We start from the raw sequence: 22,532 nt of genomic DNA, 5'->3' as shown, positions 1-22,532 counted from the left end.
AAGGAGCACTGTCATGGATCGACGTATTTCCTTCACCAGCGGCCTGCTCGGCCTGTTGCTGGTATCTGGCCAGGCCCTGGCCGATCCCCCTGAACGCCATGAATTCACCCTGGAAAACGGCCTGCATGTGGTCGTCAGCGAGGACCGCCGGGCACCGGTAGTCACCACCCACCTGTTGATCAAGGTGGGCTCAAGCCATGAGTACCCTGGGCAATCCGGGTCGTCCCATGCCCTCGAACACCTGCTTTACCGGGGTAGCGCCAAGACCGCACCCGGGGAGTTTTCGAAAGTCATCGAACGTCTGGGCGGCACTGACAATGCCTATACCAATCGCGATTTCACCGTTCATCACCAGACCCTGCCCAGTGAACGGCTGGCGGTAGCCCTGGAGCTAAGTGCCGACCTGCTGAAGGGCGCCGACCTCAGTGATAGCGAATTCGTTCGTGAAATCGAGGCCGTCAGGTCCGAGCGCCGCGAAAGGGTCGATGAAAATCCGACGGCCAGGCTCGACGAGCAACTGCAAGCCATCGCCTATCCACAAAGCAGCTATCGCACCCCGGTGATTGGCTGGATGAGCGACCTTGAGCGCATGCACAACAATGAGCTGCAAGCCTGGTATCGCACTTGGTACGCGCCCAACAATGCCACATTGATCATTGTCGGCGACGTTCAGCTCGATGCGGTGAGACGTGAGGTTGAGCAGTACTTCGCCGGTTTCACCCGGCAAATCCTCCCGCACACCAAACTCCCCCTGCAATCGGCTGCGACAGGACCACGACAGGTGACGGTTTACGATGCGTTCAGCAGGCCAAGGCTGGTCATGGCATTCAATGTACCGACCTACGCCACAGCGGAGTCGGCGACCGACGTACATGCCTTGCGTCTGCTCGACGCACTGCTGGGCAAAGGCTTGAGTGCCCGGCTCAATAGCCGGCTGGAGCGCCAGCAAGCGCTGCTGTTCAGCCCCAAGGTCAGCTATGGGGCACTGGCCAGGGGCGATACGTTGTTCGAAATTTCGGCATCGATCAATACTGCCCAACCCAAACCGCTGGCCGACCTGCAAGCGGCTATCTGGGCACAACTGCAAGCGATCAAAAGCACGCCGCCAAGCGCTGCCGAGCTAGCGCGTGCGCGTGCCCTGCTGCTGGCCGAAAACACCTTTTTCCAGGACTCCCTAAGCGGCCAGGCCAGTGATATCGCCGCCATGCTGGGCAGTGGCTTGCCAGCGTCTCAACTGGACAACGACCAGAGCAACCTTGAGGGCGTAACGCCCGTACAAGTACAGCAGGCCGCCAGCGACTACTTCACCGCTGAACGCCTGGCGGTTGCCTACCTGCAGGCCAAGGAGGCCGACGATGAATAAGCTCAGCCGAACCTTTGCCCCGCTCTTGCTGCTACTGGCATGCGCTGCGCCCCAGGCCCAGGCCCAGGCCCAGGCGCAACCACAGCCGCTTGAGCTTCAGTCACTGAAAGTCGCCGCGCCCGCTCCCGCCCGGCTGCAGTTAGCGATCAAGTCATGGCAGACACCACAAGGCAGCAAGGTCCTGTTTGTACAACGCAGGCAATTGCCGATGTTTGATCTTCAGGTTGATTTTGCCGCTGGCAGTGCCAGGGATGATGGCGCCGCCGGTCTGGCACAGCTCACTGTGGGCATGCTCGATGAAGGCACCCAGCAGCACGATGCCATGCAGATCGCCGAAGGCTTCGACGAAATCGGGGCGCAGTTCAGCAAAGCGGTAGTGCATGACAGCGCTACGGTGAAACTACGCAGCCTGAGTGATGAACAGCAACGGACCAAAGCGGTGGGGTTGCTGAGTGAAGTACTGGGTCAACCACAGTTTGCCGAAGACAAACTGCAGCAGATCAAGGACCAGCTCAACGGCCTGGTGGCGCAGCGGCAAAACTACGCAACCTACAAGGCCAGCGACCGGCTCTACGAGCATGTGTTCGCCAATCATCCCTACGCCACCAACAGTTATGGCGCAGAGCAGACCATCAATGCCCTCACCGTCACTGATCTTCGCGCCTTTCACCAACGAGCCTTCAGCGCAGGCAATGCGGTGATTACCCTGGTCGGGGATCTGTCGCTGGAGCAGGCCCGGGCCATTGCCGCGCAGGTGTCAGCGGCGTTGCCCGCAGGCCCGGCACTCCCGCCGCTACCGGTAGCCGCCAGCTTCGAACCCGAGATCTACCATCTGGAACACCCCGGCAGCCAGGCGCTGCTGTTGTTCGCCATCCCCGGCATCAGTGTTCAACATCCCGATGCGCCTGCCTTGACCCTGGCCAACCTGATACTGGGCGGCCCCGGCGGCACCTCGCGGCTGTTCGATGAACTGCGCACTCGCCGCGGTTTGACCTATGGCGCCGGATCAAAGCTCAGGCAGCATCCTGTCAACGGCCTCTGGACGTTCACCACCCAGGTCCAGGGCAAATACCGCGACGCCGCAATGACATTGCTGGAGCAACTGCTTGAGGACTATGCCGAACAAGGACCAAGCCAGAAGGAATTCGATGACGCGAAACAGAAGTTGCGCGGCAGCTACCTGCTGGAATCGGTGAGCAACCGGCAGATCAGTGGCATTCTGAGCACCATCGGCTTCAACCAGTTACCGCTGGACAACCGCCAGACCTTTCTCGATCAAGTGCAGGCATTGACCCTGGATCAGCTGAAGGTCGTGTTGAAAAATCACCTGAAGCTCGACAAGCTGGTGCAGATCAGTGTCGGCCCGTCGGTCGAACAGCACGACTTGCCCGCATTCGCTCCCGCTAACGGATGATCGACCCGGGCAAGTGTCGGTAACCGGATTTACACTTGCCTGAAAGCAATCTGCGAGCACACCACGATGTATCCCATCACCCCCAGCCCCTTTAAACCCGCCCTGGGGCTGGGCAATCCGCATCTGCAGACGCTTTGGGGGCCGCTCTGGCGCAAGTCGGCAGCCCTGCACCGCCAACGCGAGCGCCTGTGGCTGGCCGATGGCGATTTCCTCGACCTCGACTGGCACGGTCCGCACCAGGCCAATACCCCACTGGTGCTGGTGCTGCACGGGCTGACAGGTTCGTCCAGCTCGCCCTACGTCATTGGTATGCAACAGGCCTTGGCTGACCGCGGCTGGGCCAGCGTCGCACTGAACTGGCGCGGTTGCTCGGGCGAACCGAACCTGCTGCCGCGCAGCTACCACTCCGGCGCCAGCGAGGACCTCGCCGAAGCCATCGACCACCTGCGTGCGCAACGCCCACAAGCGCCGCTGTATGCCGTCGGCTACTCGCTGGGCGGCAATGTGCTGCTCAAGCACCTTGGCGAAGCGGGCTCGGCAAGTCAGTTGCAGGCTGCGGTGGCGGTATCGGTGCCGTTTCGTCTGGACCAGTGCGCCGATCGTATCGGCCTGGGGTTTTCCCGGGTCTATCAGGCGCATTTCATGCGCGCCATGCTTGCCTATGTGAAAGACAAACAGCGCCACTTCCAGCATCACGGCCACCATGAAGGCCTCGCCGCACTGGAGCGTCTTGGGCCCCTGGAGAACCTGCGCACGTTCTGGGACTTTGATGGTCGAGTGACCGCACCGCTCAATGGTTTTGCCGATGCCAAGGACTATTACCGCCGGGCATCGAGCCGGTATTTTCTCGGGGAAAACCGCACACCGACGCTGATCATCCATTCCAGCGATGACCCGTTCGTGTTCAGCCATAGCCTGCCTGAAGCCAATGAACTACCGAGCCAGACCACCTTCGAGCTGCATTCTCGCGGTGGCCATGTCGGTTTTGTCGACGGCAGCGTGCGGGAGCCGGGGTATTACCTGGAACGGCGGATCCCGCAGTGGCTGGGAGCAATCTGAGACTTTCTCAGTCGCCCTTGGCAACCTGGCGCTGTGGATCGGTAATCCACTCGCTCCACGACCCCGCATACAGCTTGCCCAGCGGATATCCCGCCAGCGACAAGGCAAACAGGTTATGGCACGCCGTCACTCCAGAGCCGCAATACGCCACGAGTTGCTCTGGCGACCGCTTGCCCAGCTTCTCGGCAAAGCGCTTCTTCAGTTGAGCCGCCGGCAGAAACCGTCCGTCAGCCCCCAGATTGTCGGTGAACGCTGCACATTGCGCCCCCGGAATATGCCCGGCCACCGGGTCGATGGGCTCTACCTCACCACGAAAACGTGGCAGGCCGCGGGCATCGATCAGGGTCAGGTCGGGCTGCCCCAGACGCTTACCCAGCTGTGTGGCGTCAAGCACCAATGCTTCGTCGGGCTCGCCCTTGAAGGTACCTATACGTTTTTCCGGGGCGTCGAGACTCAACGGTAATTTTGCCGCGTGCCAGGCCTTCAGGCCGCCATCGAGGATCGACACACCGCTGCGCTTGCCCAGCCAGGCCAGCAGCCACCAGGCGCGGGCAGCGAATGCGCCAGGGCCATCGTCATAGAGCACGATCTCGCTGTCGTTGTTGATCCCCCAGGCACGCAGACGCTCGATCAGGTGCTGCGGATCCGGCAAGGGGTGACGCCCGGTCACGCCCTTGATGACCGGGCCGCTCAGGTCGCGTTCAAGGTCGGCGAAATGCGCACCGGCAATATGCCCCTCGGCATAGCTGCGCTGGCCATAATCGATATCTTCCAGGGCAAAGCGACAATCCAGTATCACCAGCGCCGGCGCCTCCAGGCGTTCGGCCAATTGCTGGGCAGTGATCAGTTGCGCGAGAGGCATGACAGTCTCCTGAACGATTGAACGGGTAGGGCCTGGGCGCTTATTGCTCCAGTGCCTGGTTGAGCGAAACGTAGAATTCCTGGCACAGGGCATCCACCGCCGGGCGCGCCTGGGCAGTAACAAAGCCGAGCTCAAGGACCAGCACCTGATAGATGCCGCGTTTGAAGGCATCTTCACTCAAGTGCGCCGAATTCTCCCGGGTGGTGCACAGAAAGCGTACCCAGGAGGTCAGCACGATCCAGGCGTTGAGGGTCAGCGACTCGATCTGCACGGTATCCATCTGCACGATCCCGGCTTCGACGAATCCGCGGTAAATGGACTGGCCCTGGATCAGGCAGCGCTGGGAAAAACGCCGGTAGCGCGCCGCCAGCTCCTTGTCACTGTCGAGCAGGTGTTCAAGGTCGCGATGCAAAAAGCGGTAGTCCCACATCGCTGCCAGCAGCTCCTTGAGATAGAAGCGTTTGTCTTCGACAGTCGAGGGGCGCCCTTGCGGCGGGCGCAGAAAGCTTTCGACCTGCTCTTCATACTGGGTGAAGAGCACAGCGATGATTTCCTGCTTGTTGGCGAAGTGGTAGTACAGGTTGCCCGGGGAAATCTCCATGTGGGCGGCGATGTGGTTGGTGCTGACACTGCGCTCACCCTGCTGGTTGAACAGCTCCAGGCTGTTCTGCACGATGCGTTCGCGGGTCTTGATACGCGGGGCCATGATCAGCTCCAGAGGCCGAGCTTTGAGTGAATAGGTCCATCTTACGGTTTATCCGAATGTGGATGTACCTGCCTGTCGTTAAAAAAGGATCGCAAAACGCTCCGGTTAGAGTATAAGCTCTAGAAAAACAATGCCGTGGAGTTTCGCATGACTGCCGATGCTGCTCGTGTTTTGCCTGCGACTGCCGTTGAAGACCTTGCCACCCAGTTCAACGCCCAGCGCCAGGCGTTTGCTGGCAACCCGATGCCGCCACTGGCGCAACGCCGGCAATGGCTGAAAAGCCTGCGCCAGCTGCTGCTCGCCCATCAGGACGCACTGATCGCAGCCATCAGCGAAGACTTCAGCGGCCGCAGTGCCGACGAAACCCGCCTGGCCGAGCTGATGCCCAGCGTCCAGGGCCTGCATCATGCCGAGGCCCATCTAAAGCAGTGGATGAAGGCCTCACCGCGCAAGGTCGGCCTGGCCTTTCAGCCGGCCAGCGCCAAGGTGCTGTACCAGCCGCTGGGCGTGGTCGGGATCATCGTGCCGTGGAACTACCCGCTGTTTCTGGCCATCGGCCCTTTGACCTGCGCCCTGGCCGCTGGCAACCGGGTCATGCTCAAGCTCAGCGAAGCCACGCCGGCCACCGGCCTGCTGCTCAAGCAATTGCTGCAAACGGTATTCCCCGAAGACCTGGTCAGTGTGGCGCTGGGCGAAGCGGATGTCGGCGAAGCCTTCTCGCGCCTGCCCTTCGATCACCTGCTATTCACCGGTGCCACCAGTGTCGGCCGTCATGTGATGCTGGCGGCAGCGCAGAACCTGACCCCGGTAACCCTGGAGCTGGGCGGTAAATCGCCAGCCATTGTCTCGACCAGTGTGCCCCTGGCCGACGCCGCCGAGCGCATTGCCTTCGGCAAAACCCTGAATGCCGGACAGACCTGCGTAGCACCAGACTACGTGCTGGTGCCGCGCGAACGCCTGGACGACTTCGCCACGGCCTACCGTAACGTGGTTCATCGCTTTTACCCGCGCGTGGCTGACAACCCGGACTACAGCGCGATCATCAACCCGCGTCACCTGGCACGCCTGGAAAGTTACCTGAGCGATGCCCGCGACAAGGGCGCGAAGATCGTTGACCTGTACCCGCAAGAAGCACGACAAGGCCGGCGTTTGCCGCCTCACTTGCTGCTGCAGGTCAATGACCAGATGCGCGTGATGCAGGACGAGATCTTCGGCCCGCTGCTGCCGCTGGTGCCCTACGACAGCCTCGACCAGGCACTTTCATACATCAATCAGCGCCCCCGCCCCCTGGCGCTCTACTACTTTGGCTACGACCGGGCCGAGCAGCAGAGGGTTCTGGAACAAACCCACTCCGGTGGCGTCTGCCTCAACGACACCTTGTTGCACGTGGCCCAGGACGATCTGCCGTTTGGTGGTGTCGGCCCCTCGGGCATGGGCCACTACCACGGCCACGAGGGCTTCCTGACCTTCAGCAAGGCCAAGGCAGTATTCGCCAAGCAGCGCTTCAACGCCGCCCGCTTGATCTATCCGCCCTATGGCAAGTCCTTGATCAAGCTGGTGTACAAACTCTTCATCCGCTAACACCACGACCAGGCACAACAACAATGACCTCAAGCCTGCCCGCAACACCCGCCTTGAGCCGCCGCGGGTTACTCAAGTTCAGCCTCGGCGCCAGCGCCTTCCTGGCCACCGCCGGGTTGGGCGCCAGCCTTACAGGGTGCTCGGCACAGACCCCGGCCAGCGGCTTCATCAGCCTGCGCCAGAGCGATCTGCCGATTCTGCGGACACTGATTCCGGTAATCCTTGCCGGTACGCCAGCCGCCGAACACCTGGAAGCCGTACTGCAGCGCCTGGACAACAAGCTCGCCAGCCTGTCCCCGGCGATGCTCAAGCTGACCCTGCAACTGTTCGACGTACTCGCCCTGCCGGTGACCCGCGGGCCGCTGACCGGCATCTGGGGCAGCTGGGAGAACGCAAGCATCGAACAAATCCAGGCCTTTTTGCAGCGCTGGGAGAACAGCTCGCTGAATCTGTTGCGCATGGGCCATGCGTCGCTGCTGCAACTGCTGCAGATGGCCTGGTACGAGATGCCTGAGTCCTGGGCCCGTTGCGGCTACCCAGGCCCGCCCAAGATCTGAATCACCCGATAACGACAAGAGGCTGAAGATGCCCGTACCCGACCTGTTTCGCGAAGGCCTTGGCCGCGGCTGGAAAGCCCGTGACGCCTCGCGCCTGGACCACGACCTGAGCCTGGAAACCGATATCGTCATCATCGGCAGCGGCGCCGGCGGTGCCACCAGTGCCGAACTGCTCAGCGCTGCCGGTTTCAAGGTGCTGCTGATCGAAGAAGGCCCGCTCAAGACCAGCAGCGACTTCCATCTGCTTGAAGACCAGGCCTACGCCAACCTCTATCAAGAAGGCATCGGCCGCATGAGCAAGGATGGCGCCATCACCATCCTTCAAGGCCGCGCGGTGGGCGGCACCACCTTGATCAACTGGACTTCAAGCTTTCGCACCCCCGAGCCGACCCTGCAGCACTGGGCCCGCGAACACGGGGTCAAAGGTCTGAGCAGCGCCGAACTGGCCCCCTGGTTCGAACGCATGGAACAGCGCCTGGGCATCGCCCCCTGGCTCATGCCGCCGAATGCCAACAACGAGGTGCTCAAGCGCGGCTGCGCAGCCCTCGATTACAGCTGGAAGGTCATTCCACGCAACGTGCGCGGCTGCTGGAACCTGGGTTACTGCGGCATGGGCTGCCCGGTCAATGCCAAGCAATCGATGCTGGTCACCAGCATTCCCGCTACCCTGGAAAAAGGCGGCGAATTGCTCTACCTGGCCCGCGCCGAGCGCTTGCTCCACGATGGCGAGCGCATCAGCGGCCTGCAGTGCCTGGCTATGGATGACCGCTGTGTGAACCCGACCGGGCGCAAGATTCAGGTCAAGGCGCGCCACTACATCCTCGCCGGTGGCGGGATCAACAGCCCGGCCCTGCTGCTGCGCTCGGACGCTCCGGACCCGCATGAGCGCCTGGGCAAGCGCACGTTTCTGCATCTGGTGAACTTCAGTGCCGGGCTGTTCAAGGACAAGGTCAATCCGTTCTACGGCGCACCGCAATCGATCTACTCCGACCACTTTCAGTGGCGCGACGGCGTCAGCGGGCCGATCGGTTACAAACTCGAAGTGCCGCCGCTGCACCCGGCGCTGGCCAGCACCCTGCTGGGCAGCTTCGGCAGTGAAAATGCCATGCGCATGGAACAGCTGCCCAATACCCACGTGATGCTTGCACTGCTGCGTGACGGCTTCCACCCGGACAGTATTGGCGGTGAAGTCCAGCTGCGCGGCGACGGCTCGCCGGTGCTCGATTATCAGGTTTCGCCCTACGCCTGGGATGGCGTGCGCCGCGCCTTTCACAGCATGGCCGAGATCCAGTTCGCCGCAGGTGCCGAGGCGGTGTTGCCGCTGCACAGCGATGGTCGCTACGTGAAAACCCTGGGCGAGGCCCGGCAGATGATCGACGGCCTGAGTCTTGAGCTGTTTCGCACGCGCCTTGGCAGCGCCCACGTCATGGGCGGTTGCGCCATGGGCGAAGACCCGCGCCAGGCTGTCTGCGACAGTCTCGGACGGCATCATCAGCTGGCCAACCTGTCGATCCACGACGGCTCATTGTTCCCCACCAGCATCGGCGCCAACCCGCAGCTATCGGTGTACGGCCTCAGCGCGCGACTCACCGATGGCCTGATCGAACGTCTGGGTACCGGGAGATGACAACAAACGGGCAGCCTGTCTATAGTGCCTTCAGCGTGCGCAGGCGACTTGGCCGACTGCCACTGCTGCGATACCATCCGACTCCCCAACGCACTCCTGCCAGGACGACGCGATGAACCGAGTGTTGTACCCAGGTACTTTCGACCCTATTACCAAGGGCCATGGCGATCTGGTCGAGCGAGCCTCGCGGCTGTTCGATCAGGTGATCATTGCGGTCGCCGCCAGCCCCAAGAAAAACCCGCTGTTCCCGCTGGAACAACGGGTGGAACTGGCTCGTGAGGTCACCAAGCACCTGCCCAATGTCGAAGTCATCGGCTTCTCCTCCTTGCTCGCGCACTTTGCCAAGGAACAGCAGGCCAATGTGTTCCTGCGCGGCCTGCGTGCCGTCTCGGACTTCGAGTACGAGTTCCAGCTGGCGAACATGAACCGCCAACTGGCACCGGACGTCGAAAGCCTGTTCCTTACCCCTTCCGAGCGTTATTCGTTCATTTCCTCGACCCTGGTCCGGGAAATTGCGGCACTGGGTGGCGACATCAGCAAATTCGTCCATCCGATCGTGGCCGACGCCCTGACCGAACGCTTCAAGAAGTGACATCGGCGATTTGACCACGGCGCCCGCGTGCACTACGGGCGCTAATGCGGCACAATTGTGTCCATTGGTTTTCAAATGCCCGGGTTCTGAGCCCGGGCCGGAGTCCCCATGTCCCTGATCATCACCGACGATTGCATCAACTGCGACGTCTGCGAACCCGAGTGCCCGAACGCCGCTATTTCCCAGGGCGAAGAGATCTACGTGATCGACCCGAACCTGTGCACCCAGTGCGTCGGCCACTATGACGAGCCACAGTGCCAACAGGTCTGCCCGGTTGACTGCATCCCGCTGGATGAAGCCCATCCGGAGACCGAAGAGCAGTTGATGGAAAAATACCGCCGAATCACCGGCAAGGCCTGATGCCGTTCGTCGCCCGCTTCGCTCCTCTGCTGCTTGGCGCCGCCCTGACGCTGGGGACGGTCAGTGCCCTGGCACAAGGCCCGGGGCGCGCGGCGATTGCCAGCCCGCACGCCGAAGCCACTGCCGCTGCACGGGAAGTCCTCGACCAAGGCGGTAACGCCTTCGATGCGGCGATTGCGGTCAGCGCAGCGCTGGCGGTTGTCGAGCCTTATGGCTCCGGCCTCGGTGGCGGAGGGTTCTTCCTTCTGCGCGAAAGCGACACGCCGGCACGCTACGCGTTTATCGACGCCCGCGAGCGCGCGCCAGGCAAAGCCAGCGAAGCCATGTACCTGAAGGACGGCAAGGTTCAGCCTGGCCTGTCTATCAACGGCCCTCTGGCAGCCGCGATTCCCGGTTTGCCGGCGGCGCTGGCGGACCTCGCTGCGCATTACGGCAAGCTACCGCTGAAAAACACCCTGGCCCCGGCCATTCGCCTGGCCAACCAAGGTTTTGCCGTCGACCGCATTTACCGCGATCGGGCCAGGATGCGCTTGAGCGCCCTGCGCGACGATCCGGAAAGCGCCCGGCTGTTCCTCAAGAACGGTGAAGTACCGGCCCTTGGCGCACAGATCCGCCAACCGGAACTGGCCGTAACCCTTGAGCGTATTGCCAACCAGGGCCGCGAGGGTTTCTACAGCGGCCCGACCGCCCAAGCCATGGTCCTGGGCGTTCAGGCCGCAGGCGGGATCTGGAGCCTGGATGACCTGGCCAACTACCGCACGGCCAAACGCGAACCGTTGCGCTACCAGCTCGCCGACCAGCGCGAACTGATCAGCGCCCCGCCGCCGTCAGCCGGCGGTGTAGCCCTGGCCCAGAGCCTGGCGATGCTGCAGCGCCTGCCCTGGCAGAGTGCCGAGCCGGTGCAACGTAGCCATTACGTGCTGGAAGTACTACGCCGTGCCTACCGCGACCGCGGCCTGCTCGGCGACCCGGATTACGTCGCCAACCCGCTGCCGCAACTGCTGGCGCGCAATTACCTGACCAGCCTTGCCGACAGCATCGACGTGCACCAGGCCACTCCCAGCAGCAGCCTGCCGCCCGCCCCGGCCTGGCGCGAAGGCGACCACACCACCCACTTCGCGGTGATCGACGCCGAAGGCAACGCCGTGGCCGCGACGCTGTCGGTCAACCTGCCCTTCGGCGCAGCCTTCAGCGCGCCCGGTACCGGCGTGGTGTTGAACAACGAGATGGACGACTTCGCCGCCGACCCGCGCGGCAGCAATAGCTACGGCCTGGCCGGCAGCCAGGCCAATGCCGTGGCAGCCGGCAAGCGGCCGCTGTCGAGCATGAGCCCGAGTTTTATCGAGAGCCCGACGCAGTTCGCCGCCTTCGGCACACCGGGCGGCAGCCGCATCCCGAGCATGGTGCTGTTGTCGATGCTGGGGTTTCTCGAAGGCAAGCCGGTCACCAACTGGCCCGCAGTGCCGCGCTATCACCACCAGTACCTGCCGGATGTGGTCGAGCACGAACCGGGCGCGTTCAGCGCCGAACAGCAGCGTGAGCTAAATGCACGCGGCTACCAGCTCAAGGAGCTGGGCCGCACTTACGGTAACCAGCAAGTGTTGTACTGGGATAAATCCAGGCAGACCCTGGAAGCCGCCAGCGACCCGCGCGGCGTGGGTGCCGCTGAAGTGCTCAGCCCACGCTGAGCACCCTCACTTCTGACAGCGCGGGCAGAACACGCTGGCGCGCTGGCCGAGCTTGACCTCGCGCAGGATGCTGCCGCAGACCTTGCAGGGCTCTTCCCGGCGTCCGTAGACAAAAAGCTCTTGCTGGAAATAGCCCGGCTGGCCATCACCGCCGACAAAGTCACGCAAGGTGGTGCCGCCGCGCTCGATCGCGCAGGCGAGGATGCGTTTGATCTCGATCGCCAGCTTCAGGTAACGCGCCCGCGAGATGCTCCCGGCTTCGCGGCGCGGATCGATACCCGCAGCGAACAGGGCCTCGGTCGCATAAATGTTGCCGACCCCGACCACCACCGCGTTATCCATGATGAACGGTTTGACCGCCATGGCCTTGCCACGCGACAGCTGGAACAGACGCTCGCCGTCGAACAGGTCGGTCAACGGCTCAGGGCCAAGCTTGATCAACAGCTCATGGTTAAGCGGGTCGAGGCTCCAGAGCATCGCGCCAAAGCGGCGCGGATCGGTATAGCGCAAGGCCAGGCCCGACTCCAGTTCGATATCCACATGCTCATGCTTGGCAGCCGGCAAGCCGATCTCGACCAGACGCAGGTTGCCGGACATGCCCAGGTGACTGATCAGCGTCCCGACCTCGGCATTGAGCAGCAGGTATTTGGCGCGACGCTCGATCTTGACGAAACGCTGCCCGGACAGGCGGATATCGAGGTCCTCGGGGATCGGCCAGCGCAGACGCCGGTCGCGCACGATCACCCGATTGACGCGCTGGCCTTCCAGGTAAGGCGCGATACCGCGCCGGGTGGTCTCGACTTCTGGTAGTTCCGGCATGGATCAGTGACTGCCCAATTCGCGAATGGTCTGCTTGAGGTTCTCAAAGTCGTACTCGGAAAGCCCCACATAGTCGAGCACCAGGTGCCCAACGGCATTCCACTCATGGTCGACACTCTGGTTGCCCAGCACCCGGTACGACGAGCAGATGTGCTCGGCCATCTTGAGGATCGCCAGCAGGTTCTTCAGTTGGCTGTTACGTGCCGAATCATCGCTGAACACCGCCAGGGCGTTGTGGTGGTTGGCGATGGCATTGCTCAGGTGCTCGGGCAGGCGCCAGGACTTGGCGGTGTAGTAACCGACCACCGCGTGGTTGGTATTGAACGCCTGGTTCTCGGTGTCGACCACCCGCTTGTCGGCACCCGCATTGGCGTAGGCGTCTTCGAGCACGCCCATGTACTCGGGGAAGCGCTTGAGCATCAGCGGCACGCCGCAGTCGTGGAACAGGCCCAGGGCATAGGCCTCGTCAACCGCCTGCGAGCCGATGCGCTTGGCCAGGGTCAGGCAGGTCATGGCCACGTCCTGGGCGGTGTCCCAGAAACGGTTGAGGGTGACGATGGTGTCGTCGCTCATCTCGCCCTTGATCGACTGGGCGTTGATCAGGTTGATGATCGAACGACTGCCGAGCAGGTTCACCGCGCGCTGGATCGAGGCAATCTTGTTGGTCAGGCCGTAATACGGCGAGTTGACCAGCTTGAGCAAGGCGCCGGACAGGCCCGGGTCCTGGGCGATCAGTTTGGCGATCACCTCAAGGTCGGGATCAGGCATGTATTGCTCGAACTGAAGATCGACCATGATCTGCGGCTGTGGCGGCACGCTGATGCCTTGCAAGGCGTGCTGGATCTGTTCGGCGGAGAGTTCCTGGGACATAAGTACACACTCGGGGCTGAGCGGCGATTCTAACCCGATCGTACCGGCCAGGGGTGAAGCGAAAGGCCACTGCTCTGTTGCAATTTGTCGCTATTCACATCAGCGCCGCAGGCATCAGGTTATACTCCCGCTCTTTTTTCCCGGAGCGACGTCATGTCCCTGCCCAGCCTTCGTCTCAAAGCCAATGCCGACCGCCGCCTGCGCGCCGGCCACCTGTGGGTTTACAGCAACGAAATCGACGTCGCCGCGACCCCGCTGCATGGCTTCAAGGCCGGTGACCAGGCGATTCTGGAAACCGCCGGTGGCAAGGCCCTGGGCGTCGTTGCCATGAGCCCGAACAACCTGATCTGCGCCCGCCTGCTGTCGCGTGATGCCAAGCTTGCGCTGGACAAGTCGCTGCTGGTGCACCGCATCAATGTTGCCCTGTCGCTGCGTGAGCGCCTGTTCGACAAGCCGTTCTACCGTCTGGTGTACGGCGATTCCGACCTGCTGCCGGGCCTGGTAGTCGATCGCTTCGGCGACATTCTGGTCGTTCAGCTGGCTTCGGCCACCATGGAACAGCACAAGGACGACGTCATCGCCGCCCTGGTCCAGGTCCTCAAGCCAAGCGGCATCCTGTTCAAGAACGACTCGGCCGCCCGCGACGCCGAAGGCCTGAACCGTTACGTCGAAACCGTATTCGGCCTGGTACCGGAGTGGGTTGCCCTGGAAGAAAACGGGGTGAAATTCGAGGCTCCGGTGATGGAAGGCCAGAAGACCGGCTGGTTCTACGACCACCGCATGAACCGCGCGCGCCTGGCGCCGTACGTCCAGGGCAAGCGTGTGCTCGACCTGTTCAGCTACATCGGTGGCTGGGGTGTGCAGGCCGGTGCTTTCGGCGCCAGCGAAGTATTCTGCGTCGACGCCTCGGGCTTTGCCCTTGATGGCGTTGAGCGCAACGCCGCGCTCAACGGCATTGCCGAGAAGCTCACCTGCATTGAAGGCGATGTGTTCGAAGCACTGAAGGAACTCAAGGCCTCCGAAGAGCGTTTCGACGTGATCGTTGCCGACCCGCCCGCCTTCATCAAGCGCAAGAAAGATCTGAAAAACGGTGAAGGCGCCTACCGTCGCTTGAACGAACAGGCCATGCGCCTGCTGACCAAGGACGGCATTCTGGTCAGCGCTTCGTGCTCGATGCACCTGCCCGAGGACGACCTGCAGAACATCCTGCTGACCAGCGCCCGCCATCTGGACCGCAACATCCAGCTGCTCGAACGCGGCGGCCAGGGCCCGGATCATCCGGTCCACCCGGCGATCCCGGAAACCCGTTACATCAAGAGCATTACCTGCCGGTTGCTGCCTAACAGCTAAGGTACATCGCGGGGCAAGCCCGCTCCCACAGAGATCATCCATACCTGTGGGAGCGGGCTTGCCCCGCGATAGGCCCTCAAATATCCAGCACCTGCGAAGCAATGCCGAAGTACACCAGCACCCCGGCAGCATCGGCAATCGACGTCACCAAGGGCCCGCTGGCGGTGGCCGGGTCGAGCTTCATGCGGCTGAGCAGGAACGGCAGGCTCATGCCGATCAAGCTGCCCAAGAGGACAATCACCAGCATGCTGCTGGCGACGATCAGGGCAATATCCGGGCCGCCACGCAACACCCCCAGCGACGCCACCGCAACAGCCATGGTGCCCCCCAGAGCCAGGGCCACTCCGCACTCACGCCCAAGCAAGCTCAACCAGTCACGCATGACCACTTCACCCGTGGCCAGGGCGCGGACCATCAGCGTTGCCGACTGGGCACCGGCATTTCCGCCGCTATCGACCAGCAGCGGCAGGAAGAACACCAGGGCGATATGCGCAGCGATGGTGTCTTCGAACGCGGCAATGCCCGCTCCGGAAAACAGGTTGCCAAACACCAGCAGCACCAGCCAGAGCACGCGCTTGCGATAGAGCAAACCCACCGTAGCCGTCTTCAGGTTGCCCAGATGGGTACCGATCAGCGCGCCTTTATGGAAGTCCTCGGTGGCCTCCTCAACCACCACATCCATGGCATCGTCACAGGTAACGATGCCCACCAGACGCCCGCCGCGGTCCAGCACCGGCAAGGCCAGCAGATCGTGCTCGCTGATCAGTCTGGCCACTTCCTCCTGGGAGGTGGCAGTGCTGACACTGAGCACCGGGCGCACCATCAGTTGCTCTACCGGCAATTCGGGTGTGGCAAGAATCAGCTCGCGCAGGGACAGCGTGCCGAGCAGGTTGCCCTGCTCGTCGAGCACGTAGGACTGGTAGATGGTTTCGGCATCAGCGGCTTCGCGGCGCAGCATGTCGATGGCCTGGCTCGCGCTCAGGCCGCTGCAGATGCAGGAGTAATGGCTGCTCATCAACGCCCCTGCGGTACCGGCAGGGTAGCGACCGGTTTGCAGCAAGTCGTCGCGGCGAGCCTGGGCTTGTTCGCGCGGCAAGGCCAAGCCGCCCAGGTTTGCTTCGTGGATAGTGGTCATATCGATCTCCAGGCAGCGACGCAGCTGCCTGGAGTCCGACCGGAAAGGCTGTCGGTCAGCTAACGGGCAGCCCTGACGCCACTGCGTTCAGTGCCAGAATGTAGGTTCGCGATGAACTGAAACTGGGAAGGTCCATTAAGGGTGTCGTCTCGTAAGCCGCACATGCGGCGCGGGGATAATAGCCAGTCCGGCAGGCGGGAACAGCCGCTTTTCCGGGCTTTTGCGGCATTTCAGAATGGTCCTACAGGCGTACTTAGAAGCGGTCTGACAGACCATTCGCAGAGCAACAGCGCCGCCGATCGCCACCAACCATCTACAACGCCATTCCTTCGCGGCGCCAGCGGTGTAGAATCGGGCTATTCATCGCCAGTCATCCCCGGCGGGTTTATGAGCTCTGGCCGAGCGCACGGCGATCCCGCGGCGATCTCGGCTTCATCCGTACCAGCGGCCACCTGCCTTCGGTGCAAAGGACAAGAGAAGCTCACTCCCCTTTTTGTTACCTGATTAGCCGCCAGGAGTGCTTCATGCCTGATTACCGCTCGAAAACGTCCACCCACGGCCGCAATATGGCCGGCGCACGCGCTTTGTGGCGCGCCACCGGGATGAAAGACGAAGATTTCAAAAAGCCGATCATCGCCATCGCCAACTCGTTCACCCAGTTCGTCCCGGGGCATGTGCACCTGAAGGACCTGGGCCAGCTGGTCGCCCGCGAGATTGAACGCGCCGGTGGCGTGGCCAAGGAATTCAACACCATCGCGGTCGACGATGGCATCGCCATGGGCCACGACGGCATGCTCTATTCGCTGCCGAGCCGCGAGATCATCGCCGACTCGGTGGAGTACATGGTCAACGCGCACTGCGCCGACGCCATCGTGTGCATCTCCAACTGCGACAAGATCACCCCCGGCATGCTCATGGCTGCCCTGCGCCTGAACATCCCGGTGATCTTCGTTTCCGGCGGGCCGATGGAAGCCGGCAAGACCAAGCTGGCCAGCCATGGCCTGGACCTGGTCGATGCCATGGTCATCGCCGCCGACTCAAGCGCTTCCGATGAAAAGGTCGCCGAATACGAGCGCAGCGCCTGCCCGACCTGCGGTTCGTGCTCCGGCATGTTCACCGCCAACTCGATGAACTGCCTGACCGAAGCCCTGGGCCTGGCCCTGCCGGGCAACGGTTCTACCCTGGCCACCCACAGCGACCGCGAACAGCTGTTCCTGCAGGCCGGACGCACCATCGTCGAGCTGTGCAAGCGTTACTACGGCGACAACGACCAGAGCGTCCTGCCGCGCAACATCGCCAACTTCAAGGCGTTCGAAAACGCCATGATGCTCGACATCGCCATGGGCGGTTCGACCAACACCATCCTCCACCTGCTGGCCGCCGCCCAGGAAGCCGAGATCGATTTCGACCTGCGCGATATCGATCGCCTGTCGCGCAAAGTGCCACAGCTGTGCAAGGTTGCGCCGAACATCCAGAAGTACCACATGGAAGACGTCCACCGCGCTGGCGGCATCTTCAGCATCCTCGGTTCGCTGGCCCGTGGCGGCCTGCTGCACACCGACCTGCCGACCGTGCACAGCCCGAGCATGGAAGAAGCCATCGCCAAGTGGGACATCACCCAGACCGACGACGCAGCGGTGCACCACTTCTTCAAGGCCGGCCCTGCCGGTATTCCGACCCAGACCGCGTTCAGCCAGTCGACCCGTTGGGAAACCCTGGACGACGACCGTGAAAACGGCTGCATCCGCAGTGTCGAGCACGCCTACTCGCAAGAAGGCGGCCTGGCCGTACTCTACGGCAACATCGCCCTGGACGGTTGCGTGGTGAAGACCGCAGGTGTCGACGAATCGATCCACGTGTTCGAAGGCAACGCGAAAATCTTCGAAAGCCAGGACAGCGCCGTACGCGGCATCCTTGCCGACGAAGTGAAGGAAGGCGATATCGTCATCATTCGCTACGAAGGTCCGAAAGGCGGCCCGGGCATGCAGGAAATGCTCTACCCGACCTCCTACCTGAAGTCCAAAGGCCTGGGCAAAGCCTGCGCCCTGCTCACCGACGGCCGTTTCTCCGGCGGTACCTCGGGCCTGTCCATCGGCCACGCTTCTCCGGAAGCAGCTGCCGGCGGTGCCATCGGCCTGGTGCAGGATGGCGACAAGGTGCTGATCGACATCCCTAACCGCTCGATCAACCTGCTGGTCAGCGATGAAGAGTTGGCGGCACGTCGTGTCGAACAGGACAAGAAAGGCTGGAAGCCGGTGGAAGTACGCCCACGTAAAGTGACCACCGCCCTGAAAGCCTACGCCCTGCTGGCCACCAGCGCCGACAAGGGTGCGGTACGCAACAAGGCGTTGCTCGACGGCCTGTAAGCCGACGCAGCAAACAAAAACCGGCGCCCTGTGCGCCGGTTTTTTTGACCTGAAAGGTATCGCGGGGCAAGCCCCCGTCAATACTTGGCGCGCAAGGTCAACGTCAGGTTACGCGGCTCGCCATAGAAGTTCGAACCCCAGGAGCTGTCCACCCGCTCATAGTAAGTGCGGTCAAACAGGTTGTTGGCCGTCAGCTTCGCCGACAGGTGCTCGTTGAACTTGTAGCCAACCTGGGCCGTGGTAATCGCATAGCCGCCCTGAACAAAGTCCACATCACGCTTGTAGTAGGTGGCACTTACCGCACGCACCCCTCCGCCAACGTTGAAGTCCTTCAGTGGCCCATCGGTAAACTCGTAGTTGGTCCACAGGTTGAAGTTGTGCTTCGGGGTGATGGTGGTGCCCTGGTTGGTGTCTGCGCCGCTCAGCGACTTGAGCATGGTGAACGCGTAACCGGTGCTGATGCTCCAGTTGTCGGTCAGGTTGCCGCTCAGTTCGGTTTCCCAGCCCTGGCTGCGGATCTTGCCCTGTGGCTCGTAGTACTGATTGTTGGCCACCAGTTCCGCACGGTTTTCGTCGTAGATGCGGAACACCGCGACGCTGCCATTCAGGCGACCGTCGTAGAACTCACGCTTGAGGCCCAGTTCGTACTGTTTGCCCTTGCGCGGGGCGATGGTCTGGTTATCGGCATCGACCTCGGTCTGTGGTTTGAACACGCTGGTGTAGCTGGCGTACGCGGACAGTTCAGGCGTCAGCTTGGCCACCAACGCACCGTAGGGAATGACTTTGCGGTCGATGTTGGTTTCGGTGTTGCTGAAGTTGTTGAAGAAGGCGTTGGCATTGTGCGCCTCGCTTTCGAACCAAGTCACCCGGCTGCCGAGGATGACGTCCAGCCAGTCGGTAGCGCTGATTTTGCTGCGGGCATAAAGGCCGTACTGGTGGGATTTCGACCAGTTGCCGTTATCCATTTCGTACTTACGCTTGGGTATGTTGATGCTGCCCGGATCGAACACATTGGTGTCAAAGTACTCGCCACCACCGTAGGTGAAGTCCTTGTCCAGGTGCTGGTACTCGACCCCTGCAGTAAATTCGTGGGTGCGGCCAAAAGCCTCCACCGGCAGGGTGACAAAGCTGTCCAGGCCCAGGGTCTTGATGTGGGTGTAGTAGGAGTAGGCCACGGCCGCGCTGGCGCCGGTCGCCGGGTCTACCGCGCCATCGCTCCAGGTGAAGTTGCGGGTCGGGGTTTCAGCATCGCGGTAGGTCAACGAGGTCTTGAACTGACCGCCATTCTCCAGGGCGTGATCGACCTCGAAGAAACTTTCCCAGACGTGCTCGTCCAGCTCGTTCCACTTGGCATCGACGAAGGTCGAGCGGCTGACATCCAGCAACTTGCCATTGGCATACGCCGGCAGGCCAAAGGCCGGGGTGGAATGGTTGTTCTGGTAGGCGCCGCCCAGGGACAGCGTGGTGTCCGGGGTCACGTCGTATTCCAGACGGCCGTAAACCATCGGCCGTTCGTTCTGGGCGTAGTCGACAAAGGACTTGTTGTCTTCATAGGCGGTGACAAAGCGTCCGCGCAGGCTACCGTCGCTGTTCAACGGACCGGTGATGTCCACGGTCGAGTGATAGTGGTCGTAGGAGCCGGCAGACAGCTCGCCACTGAGGGCAAACTGGCCCAAGGCGCGCTTGCGTACCAGGTTGATGGTGCCACCCGGCTCGCCCGAGCTCTGGTACAGGCCGGAAGGTCCGCGCAACACCTCGACCCGGTCGAACATCGCCAGGTCGAAGCTGGTCATCAGGTCGCCCTGGCCAGTCATCTGCGAAACCCCGTCAACCTGTACCTGGTCGACAAGGAATCCGCGCATGTAGACATCGTTCAGGCTTGAGCCAGCGTTGTAACTTTTGATGGTCGCACCGGTGACCTGGCGCATCGCGTCCTGCAGGCTGTTCATGTTCTGGTCGTCCATTCGCTGGCGCGTGACGACCGACACCGATTGCGGGATGTCCTTGAGTTTCTGCTCGCCTTTGCCAATGGTCAGGGCACCTGTGGTGTAGGACTGGCTGCCCTCGGTGGTGGCGCCCAGCACCTTGCCACCGACCATGGTCGCGCCCAGCTGCAGGGCAGCTTCATCCGCCTGGCGCCGTTCCAGTGTGACGCTGTCACTGTCGATATAGGTTGCGCTCAGGCCGGTGCCGGCCAGCAGGCGGGCCAGCGCCTGACTCTGTGGATAACTGCCGCTGAGGCCCGGGGAACGCAAACCTTGGGTCACCTCGGCGCCAACCAGCACCTGCACCCGGGTCACCGCACTGAAGGCCGCCAACGCACCGTCCAGCGATTGCGCCGGAATCTGGAACTGATAAGCCTGGGCCTGCACGGCGGGTGCGGCAAGGATCGGCATGGCCAGCGTGCCGCAGCCCAGGGCAATGGCCAGGCTCAGCATAGTCGGCAGGCGCCGGGTGGCGGTGGTGTTATCCATCAGTGAAGCTCCCCCAAATCGTCGAAGTCGTTTAATCGCGCCACACTGTCTGAGAGTGCTTATTATTTGCGCTTACGAGATCAAGGACGTCAGGCTTCGGGGAAACCCTGAAACTTTTTTGAATATTTTTTCTAGCCTTCGCGCAGCACGCGCAGGTAGGGCGTGTACTGCTCAGCACGCAGGCCCAAGGTGTGCGTCAACGCTTTGAGTACAGCGTCGGGCTTGTCGATTTCAAACACCCCGGAGACCTTGCGCTGGCGCAGGGTATCACCGAGCACCAGGGTCTGCCCCGGCCAGTAACGGTTCAACGCTTCGACCACCTCGGCCAGAGGCTGTTGGCGGAACACCAGCTGACGCTGGCGCCAGGCGAACTCGGCGGCAACATCAAAGCCGTGCTCGCTACCCAGCTGCAAACCGCTGTACTCGACGCCGCGCCCTGGATCGAGCAGCACCGATTGCCCCTCGTCGACACTGACCTGAACCCTACCCTGGGCAACCCGCACAAGGGTCTGGTTACCCTGCTGCGCGACGCTGAAGCGCGTGCCGACGACCTTCACCCAGCCGTCACCGGAGCGAATCAGAAAGGGCCGCAACGGATCATGACTGACCTCGAACCAGGCCTCTCCACGCAGCAGGCGCACCCGCCGCTCCCCGTCACCCAACTCGACCTGCACTGCGGTGTCGGTATTGAGTTGCAGCTGTGAACCATCGGCCAGGGCCAGCGTGCGCGACTCGCCCGTAACCGTCGCGTAGTCAGCACGCCAGCGGTCCGGCCAGGGGCTGGCGATCAGCAGACCGATCATCAACAGAACCGCAGCAGCACTGGCCCAGACCCGTGCCCGCGGCTTGTGCCAACGGGCACGCTGAGCCTGGCGAAGCTGTCGGGCAGGCTCGCGCAAGGCACCGAGCAACTCGAGCACTTCATTCCAGGCGCGAACCTGGCTCGGCCCCTGCGCCAGCCAGGCCGCAAAGGCTTCCCGCTCAGTCGGGGTGAGGTCCTCGGCCTGCAGGCGGTAGTACCAGCCACTGGCTTCGGCGAACAGGTCGTCGTCAGCATCGGTGACATTCGGGTCGATCATCGGGGCATCCGTAGCTGCAAAGGGCCGGTTCACAAATGCGGCCCCTGCGTGTCACTGAGCAACCGTGCCTTGATGAAGGCCCGGCAATCGATCAGCGCACGACGCAATTGGTATTCGACACTACGCGGGGAGACGTGCAACCGCTCGCCAATCTCCCGGTAGGAACATTCGTCGACATGGTAAAGCAGGAAGATGTGCCGAGTCGCCTCGGGCAAGGCCTGAATGGCGTCATGCATCAGCGCTTGCTCCTGCATGGCCGCCAGTTGCTCTTCGGCCCCCGGCGAGTCGCAGGGCAATTCATCGCTGGGCTCGCCCACTTCCCGATGCTCGCGGCGGATCATCTGGCGCTGATGATCGCGTATCAGGTTGCTGGCGATCGTGAACAGAAAGGCTGGCAGATTATCGATTTTCTTGTCGGCAGGCAGCCGCGCCAGGCGCAAGAACGACTCCTGGGTCAGATCGGCTGCGACCTGAGTATTGCCGGTGCGCCGAGCAACAAAGGCCTCCAGGGCTTTTTTGTGCTCGGCGAACAACCGGGCAATCTGCGAATTCCACGAAGACACGGCACTTCCTGGCAGTGAATCTCAAGGTGAGCGCACGCTAGCAGAAGATGAGACATATTCGCAATTG

At 62.4% G+C, this 22,532-nt stretch carries 19 protein-coding genes; 11 read left to right on the top strand and 8 right to left on the bottom strand.

Features of this window, described 5'->3' with window-relative positions:
- The first annotated feature begins 13 nt into the window (after positions 1 to 13).
- The 3 genes from AC07OF_RS01935 to AC07OF_RS01925 all read left to right on the top strand — a co-directional run bounded on the left by AC07OF_RS01935 (position 14) and on the right by AC07OF_RS01925 (position 3,836).
- Positions 14 to 1,363, top strand: coding sequence for a M16 family metallopeptidase (locus AC07OF_RS01935; protein ID WP_157194580.1), 1,350 nt, complete (start codon positions 14 to 16; stop codon positions 1,361 to 1,363).
- Positions 1,356 to 2,777, top strand: a complete 1,422-nt coding sequence (locus AC07OF_RS01930) for a M16 family metallopeptidase (protein ID WP_495072520.1) — start codon at positions 1,356 to 1,358, stop codon at positions 2,775 to 2,777. The genes AC07OF_RS01935 and AC07OF_RS01930 overlap by 8 nt, the downstream gene beginning before the upstream one ends.
- Positions 2,778 to 2,852: 75 nt before the next feature.
- Entirely contained in the window at positions 2,853 to 3,836 is a 984-nt protein-coding gene (locus tag AC07OF_RS01925; protein ID WP_198325448.1) for a hydrolase, read from the top strand.
- A gap of 7 nt (positions 3,837 to 3,843) precedes the next feature.
- On the opposite strand, the gene AC07OF_RS01920 is transcribed toward AC07OF_RS01925, so the two are convergent.
- Positions 3,844 to 4,698, bottom strand: coding sequence for a sulfurtransferase (locus AC07OF_RS01920; protein ID WP_495072519.1), 855 nt, complete (start codon positions 4,696 to 4,698; stop codon positions 3,844 to 3,846).
- Between the two features lie 40 nt (positions 4,699 to 4,738).
- Positions 4,739 to 5,404, bottom strand: a complete 666-nt coding sequence (locus AC07OF_RS01915) for a TetR/AcrR family transcriptional regulator (RefSeq protein ID WP_157194584.1) — start codon at positions 5,402 to 5,404, stop codon at positions 4,739 to 4,741.
- 147 nt (positions 5,405 to 5,551) lie between these two features.
- Between AC07OF_RS01915 and AC07OF_RS01910 the strand changes: the two genes are divergently transcribed.
- The 6 genes from AC07OF_RS01910 (at position 5,552) to ggt (ending at position 11,809) form a co-directional block, all read left to right on the top strand.
- Complete coding sequence (locus tag AC07OF_RS01910; RefSeq protein ID WP_157194585.1) at positions 5,552 to 6,985, top strand: coniferyl aldehyde dehydrogenase; 1,434 nt, start codon at positions 5,552 to 5,554, stop codon at positions 6,983 to 6,985.
- A gap of 23 nt (positions 6,986 to 7,008) precedes the next feature.
- Entirely contained in the window at positions 7,009 to 7,542 is a 534-nt protein-coding gene (locus AC07OF_RS01905) for a twin-arginine translocation pathway signal protein (protein ID WP_157194586.1), read from the top strand.
- A gap of 28 nt (positions 7,543 to 7,570) precedes the next feature.
- Positions 7,571 to 9,169 carry a GMC family oxidoreductase gene (locus AC07OF_RS01900; RefSeq protein ID WP_157194587.1) on the top strand — a complete coding sequence of 533 codons (1,599 nt, stop codon included), beginning with the start codon at positions 7,571 to 7,573 and terminating at the stop codon, positions 9,167 to 9,169.
- 112 nt (positions 9,170 to 9,281) lie between these two features.
- On the top strand, positions 9,282 to 9,761 hold the full coding sequence (gene coaD, locus AC07OF_RS01895) for a pantetheine-phosphate adenylyltransferase (protein WP_038615616.1): 480 nt from the start codon (positions 9,282 to 9,284) through the stop codon (positions 9,759 to 9,761).
- 108 nt (positions 9,762 to 9,869) lie between these two features.
- Positions 9,870 to 10,121 carry a YfhL family 4Fe-4S dicluster ferredoxin gene (locus tag AC07OF_RS01890; RefSeq protein ID WP_010222176.1) on the top strand — a complete coding sequence of 84 codons (252 nt, stop codon included), beginning with the start codon at positions 9,870 to 9,872 and terminating at the stop codon, positions 10,119 to 10,121.
- Positions 10,121 to 11,809, top strand: a complete 1,689-nt coding sequence (gene ggt, locus AC07OF_RS01885) for a gamma-glutamyltransferase (RefSeq protein WP_157194588.1) — start codon at positions 10,121 to 10,123, stop codon at positions 11,807 to 11,809. Before AC07OF_RS01890 ends, ggt begins: the two co-directional genes overlap by 1 nt.
- A gap of 6 nt (positions 11,810 to 11,815) precedes the next feature.
- On the opposite strand, the gene mutM is transcribed toward ggt, so the two are convergent.
- Together mutM and AC07OF_RS01875 are read right to left on the bottom strand one after the other, a co-directional pair.
- On the bottom strand, positions 11,816 to 12,628 hold the full coding sequence (gene mutM / locus AC07OF_RS01880) for a bifunctional DNA-formamidopyrimidine glycosylase/DNA-(apurinic or apyrimidinic site) lyase (protein WP_038615620.1): 813 nt from the start codon (positions 12,626 to 12,628) through the stop codon (positions 11,816 to 11,818).
- Between the two features lie 3 nt (positions 12,629 to 12,631).
- The gene (locus AC07OF_RS01875) at positions 12,632 to 13,444 is read right to left on the bottom strand and encodes an HDOD domain-containing protein (protein ID WP_198325449.1); all 813 of its coding nucleotides are present in this window, start codon (positions 13,442 to 13,444) and stop codon (positions 12,632 to 12,634) included.
- A 207-nt stretch (positions 13,445 to 13,651) separates the two neighbouring features.
- Here AC07OF_RS01875 and AC07OF_RS01870 point away from each other — a divergent pair, with 207 nt between their 5' ends.
- Positions 13,652 to 14,848 carry a class I SAM-dependent rRNA methyltransferase gene (locus tag AC07OF_RS01870; RefSeq protein ID WP_038615623.1) on the top strand — a complete coding sequence of 399 codons (1,197 nt, stop codon included), beginning with the start codon at positions 13,652 to 13,654 and terminating at the stop codon, positions 14,846 to 14,848.
- 76 nt (positions 14,849 to 14,924) lie between these two features.
- Here AC07OF_RS01870 and mgtE read toward each other — a convergent pair whose 3' ends face one another.
- Positions 14,925 to 15,983: a magnesium transporter gene (gene mgtE / locus AC07OF_RS01865; RefSeq protein ID WP_157194590.1), complete on the bottom strand. Its 1,059-nt coding sequence runs from the start codon at positions 15,981 to 15,983 to the stop codon at positions 14,925 to 14,927.
- 524 nt (positions 15,984 to 16,507) lie between these two features.
- On the opposite strand from mgtE, the gene ilvD reads away from it, so the two are divergent.
- Positions 16,508 to 18,349, top strand: a complete 1,842-nt coding sequence (gene ilvD / locus AC07OF_RS01860; protein WP_157194591.1) for a dihydroxy-acid dehydratase — start codon at positions 16,508 to 16,510, stop codon at positions 18,347 to 18,349.
- A 77-nt stretch (positions 18,350 to 18,426) separates the two neighbouring features.
- Here ilvD and AC07OF_RS01855 read toward each other — a convergent pair whose 3' ends face one another.
- The 3 genes from AC07OF_RS01855 to AC07OF_RS01845 form a co-directional block, all read right to left on the bottom strand.
- The gene (locus AC07OF_RS01855; RefSeq protein WP_157194592.1) at positions 18,427 to 20,823 is read right to left on the bottom strand and encodes a TonB-dependent siderophore receptor; all 2,397 of its coding nucleotides are present in this window, start codon (positions 20,821 to 20,823) and stop codon (positions 18,427 to 18,429) included.
- Positions 20,824 to 20,954: 131 nt separating this feature from the next.
- Positions 20,955 to 21,902, bottom strand: a complete 948-nt coding sequence (locus AC07OF_RS01850) for a FecR family protein (RefSeq protein WP_157194593.1) — start codon at positions 21,900 to 21,902, stop codon at positions 20,955 to 20,957.
- 29 nt (positions 21,903 to 21,931) lie between these two features.
- Complete coding sequence (locus AC07OF_RS01845) at positions 21,932 to 22,465, bottom strand: RNA polymerase sigma factor (RefSeq protein WP_342623611.1); 534 nt, start codon at positions 22,463 to 22,465, stop codon at positions 21,932 to 21,934.
- Between the last annotated feature and the right edge of the window lie 67 nt (positions 22,466 to 22,532).

The sequence above is a fragment of the Pseudomonas sp. GW821-FHT10B02 genome (assembly GCF_059415665.1).
This window is presented reverse-complemented; position numbering and strand designations above follow the sequence as displayed.

Coding starts and splice junctions, on each gene's coding strand:
- AC07OF_RS01935 (WP_157194580.1), top strand. CDS start 14: ATGGATCGACGTATTTCCTTCACCAGCGGCCTGCTCGGCCTGTTGCTG.
- AC07OF_RS01930 (WP_495072520.1), top strand. CDS start 1,356: ATGAATAAGCTCAGCCGAACCTTTGCCCCGCTCTTGCTGCTACTGGCA.
- AC07OF_RS01920 (WP_495072519.1), bottom strand. CDS start 4,698: ATGCCTCTCGCGCAACTGATCACTGCCCAGCAATTGGCCGAACGCCTG.
- AC07OF_RS01915 (WP_157194584.1), bottom strand. CDS start 5,404: ATGGCCCCGCGTATCAAGACCCGCGAACGCATCGTGCAGAACAGCCTG.
- AC07OF_RS01910 (WP_157194585.1), top strand. CDS start 5,552: ATGACTGCCGATGCTGCTCGTGTTTTGCCTGCGACTGCCGTTGAAGAC.
- AC07OF_RS01905 (WP_157194586.1), top strand. CDS start 7,009: ATGACCTCAAGCCTGCCCGCAACACCCGCCTTGAGCCGCCGCGGGTTA.
- AC07OF_RS01900 (WP_157194587.1), top strand. CDS start 7,571: ATGCCCGTACCCGACCTGTTTCGCGAAGGCCTTGGCCGCGGCTGGAAA.
- coaD (WP_038615616.1), top strand. CDS start 9,282: ATGAACCGAGTGTTGTACCCAGGTACTTTCGACCCTATTACCAAGGGC.
- AC07OF_RS01890 (WP_010222176.1), top strand. CDS start 9,870: ATGTCCCTGATCATCACCGACGATTGCATCAACTGCGACGTCTGCGAA.
- ggt (WP_157194588.1), top strand. CDS start 10,121: ATGCCGTTCGTCGCCCGCTTCGCTCCTCTGCTGCTTGGCGCCGCCCTG.
- mutM (WP_038615620.1), bottom strand. CDS start 12,628: ATGCCGGAACTACCAGAAGTCGAGACCACCCGGCGCGGTATCGCGCCT.
- AC07OF_RS01870 (WP_038615623.1), top strand. CDS start 13,652: ATGTCCCTGCCCAGCCTTCGTCTCAAAGCCAATGCCGACCGCCGCCTG.
- mgtE (WP_157194590.1), bottom strand. CDS start 15,983: ATGACCACTATCCACGAAGCAAACCTGGGCGGCTTGGCCTTGCCGCGC.
- ilvD (WP_157194591.1), top strand. CDS start 16,508: ATGCCTGATTACCGCTCGAAAACGTCCACCCACGGCCGCAATATGGCC.
- AC07OF_RS01855 (WP_157194592.1), bottom strand. CDS start 20,823: ATGGATAACACCACCGCCACCCGGCGCCTGCCGACTATGCTGAGCCTG.
- AC07OF_RS01850 (WP_157194593.1), bottom strand. CDS start 21,902: ATGATCGACCCGAATGTCACCGATGCTGACGACGACCTGTTCGCCGAA.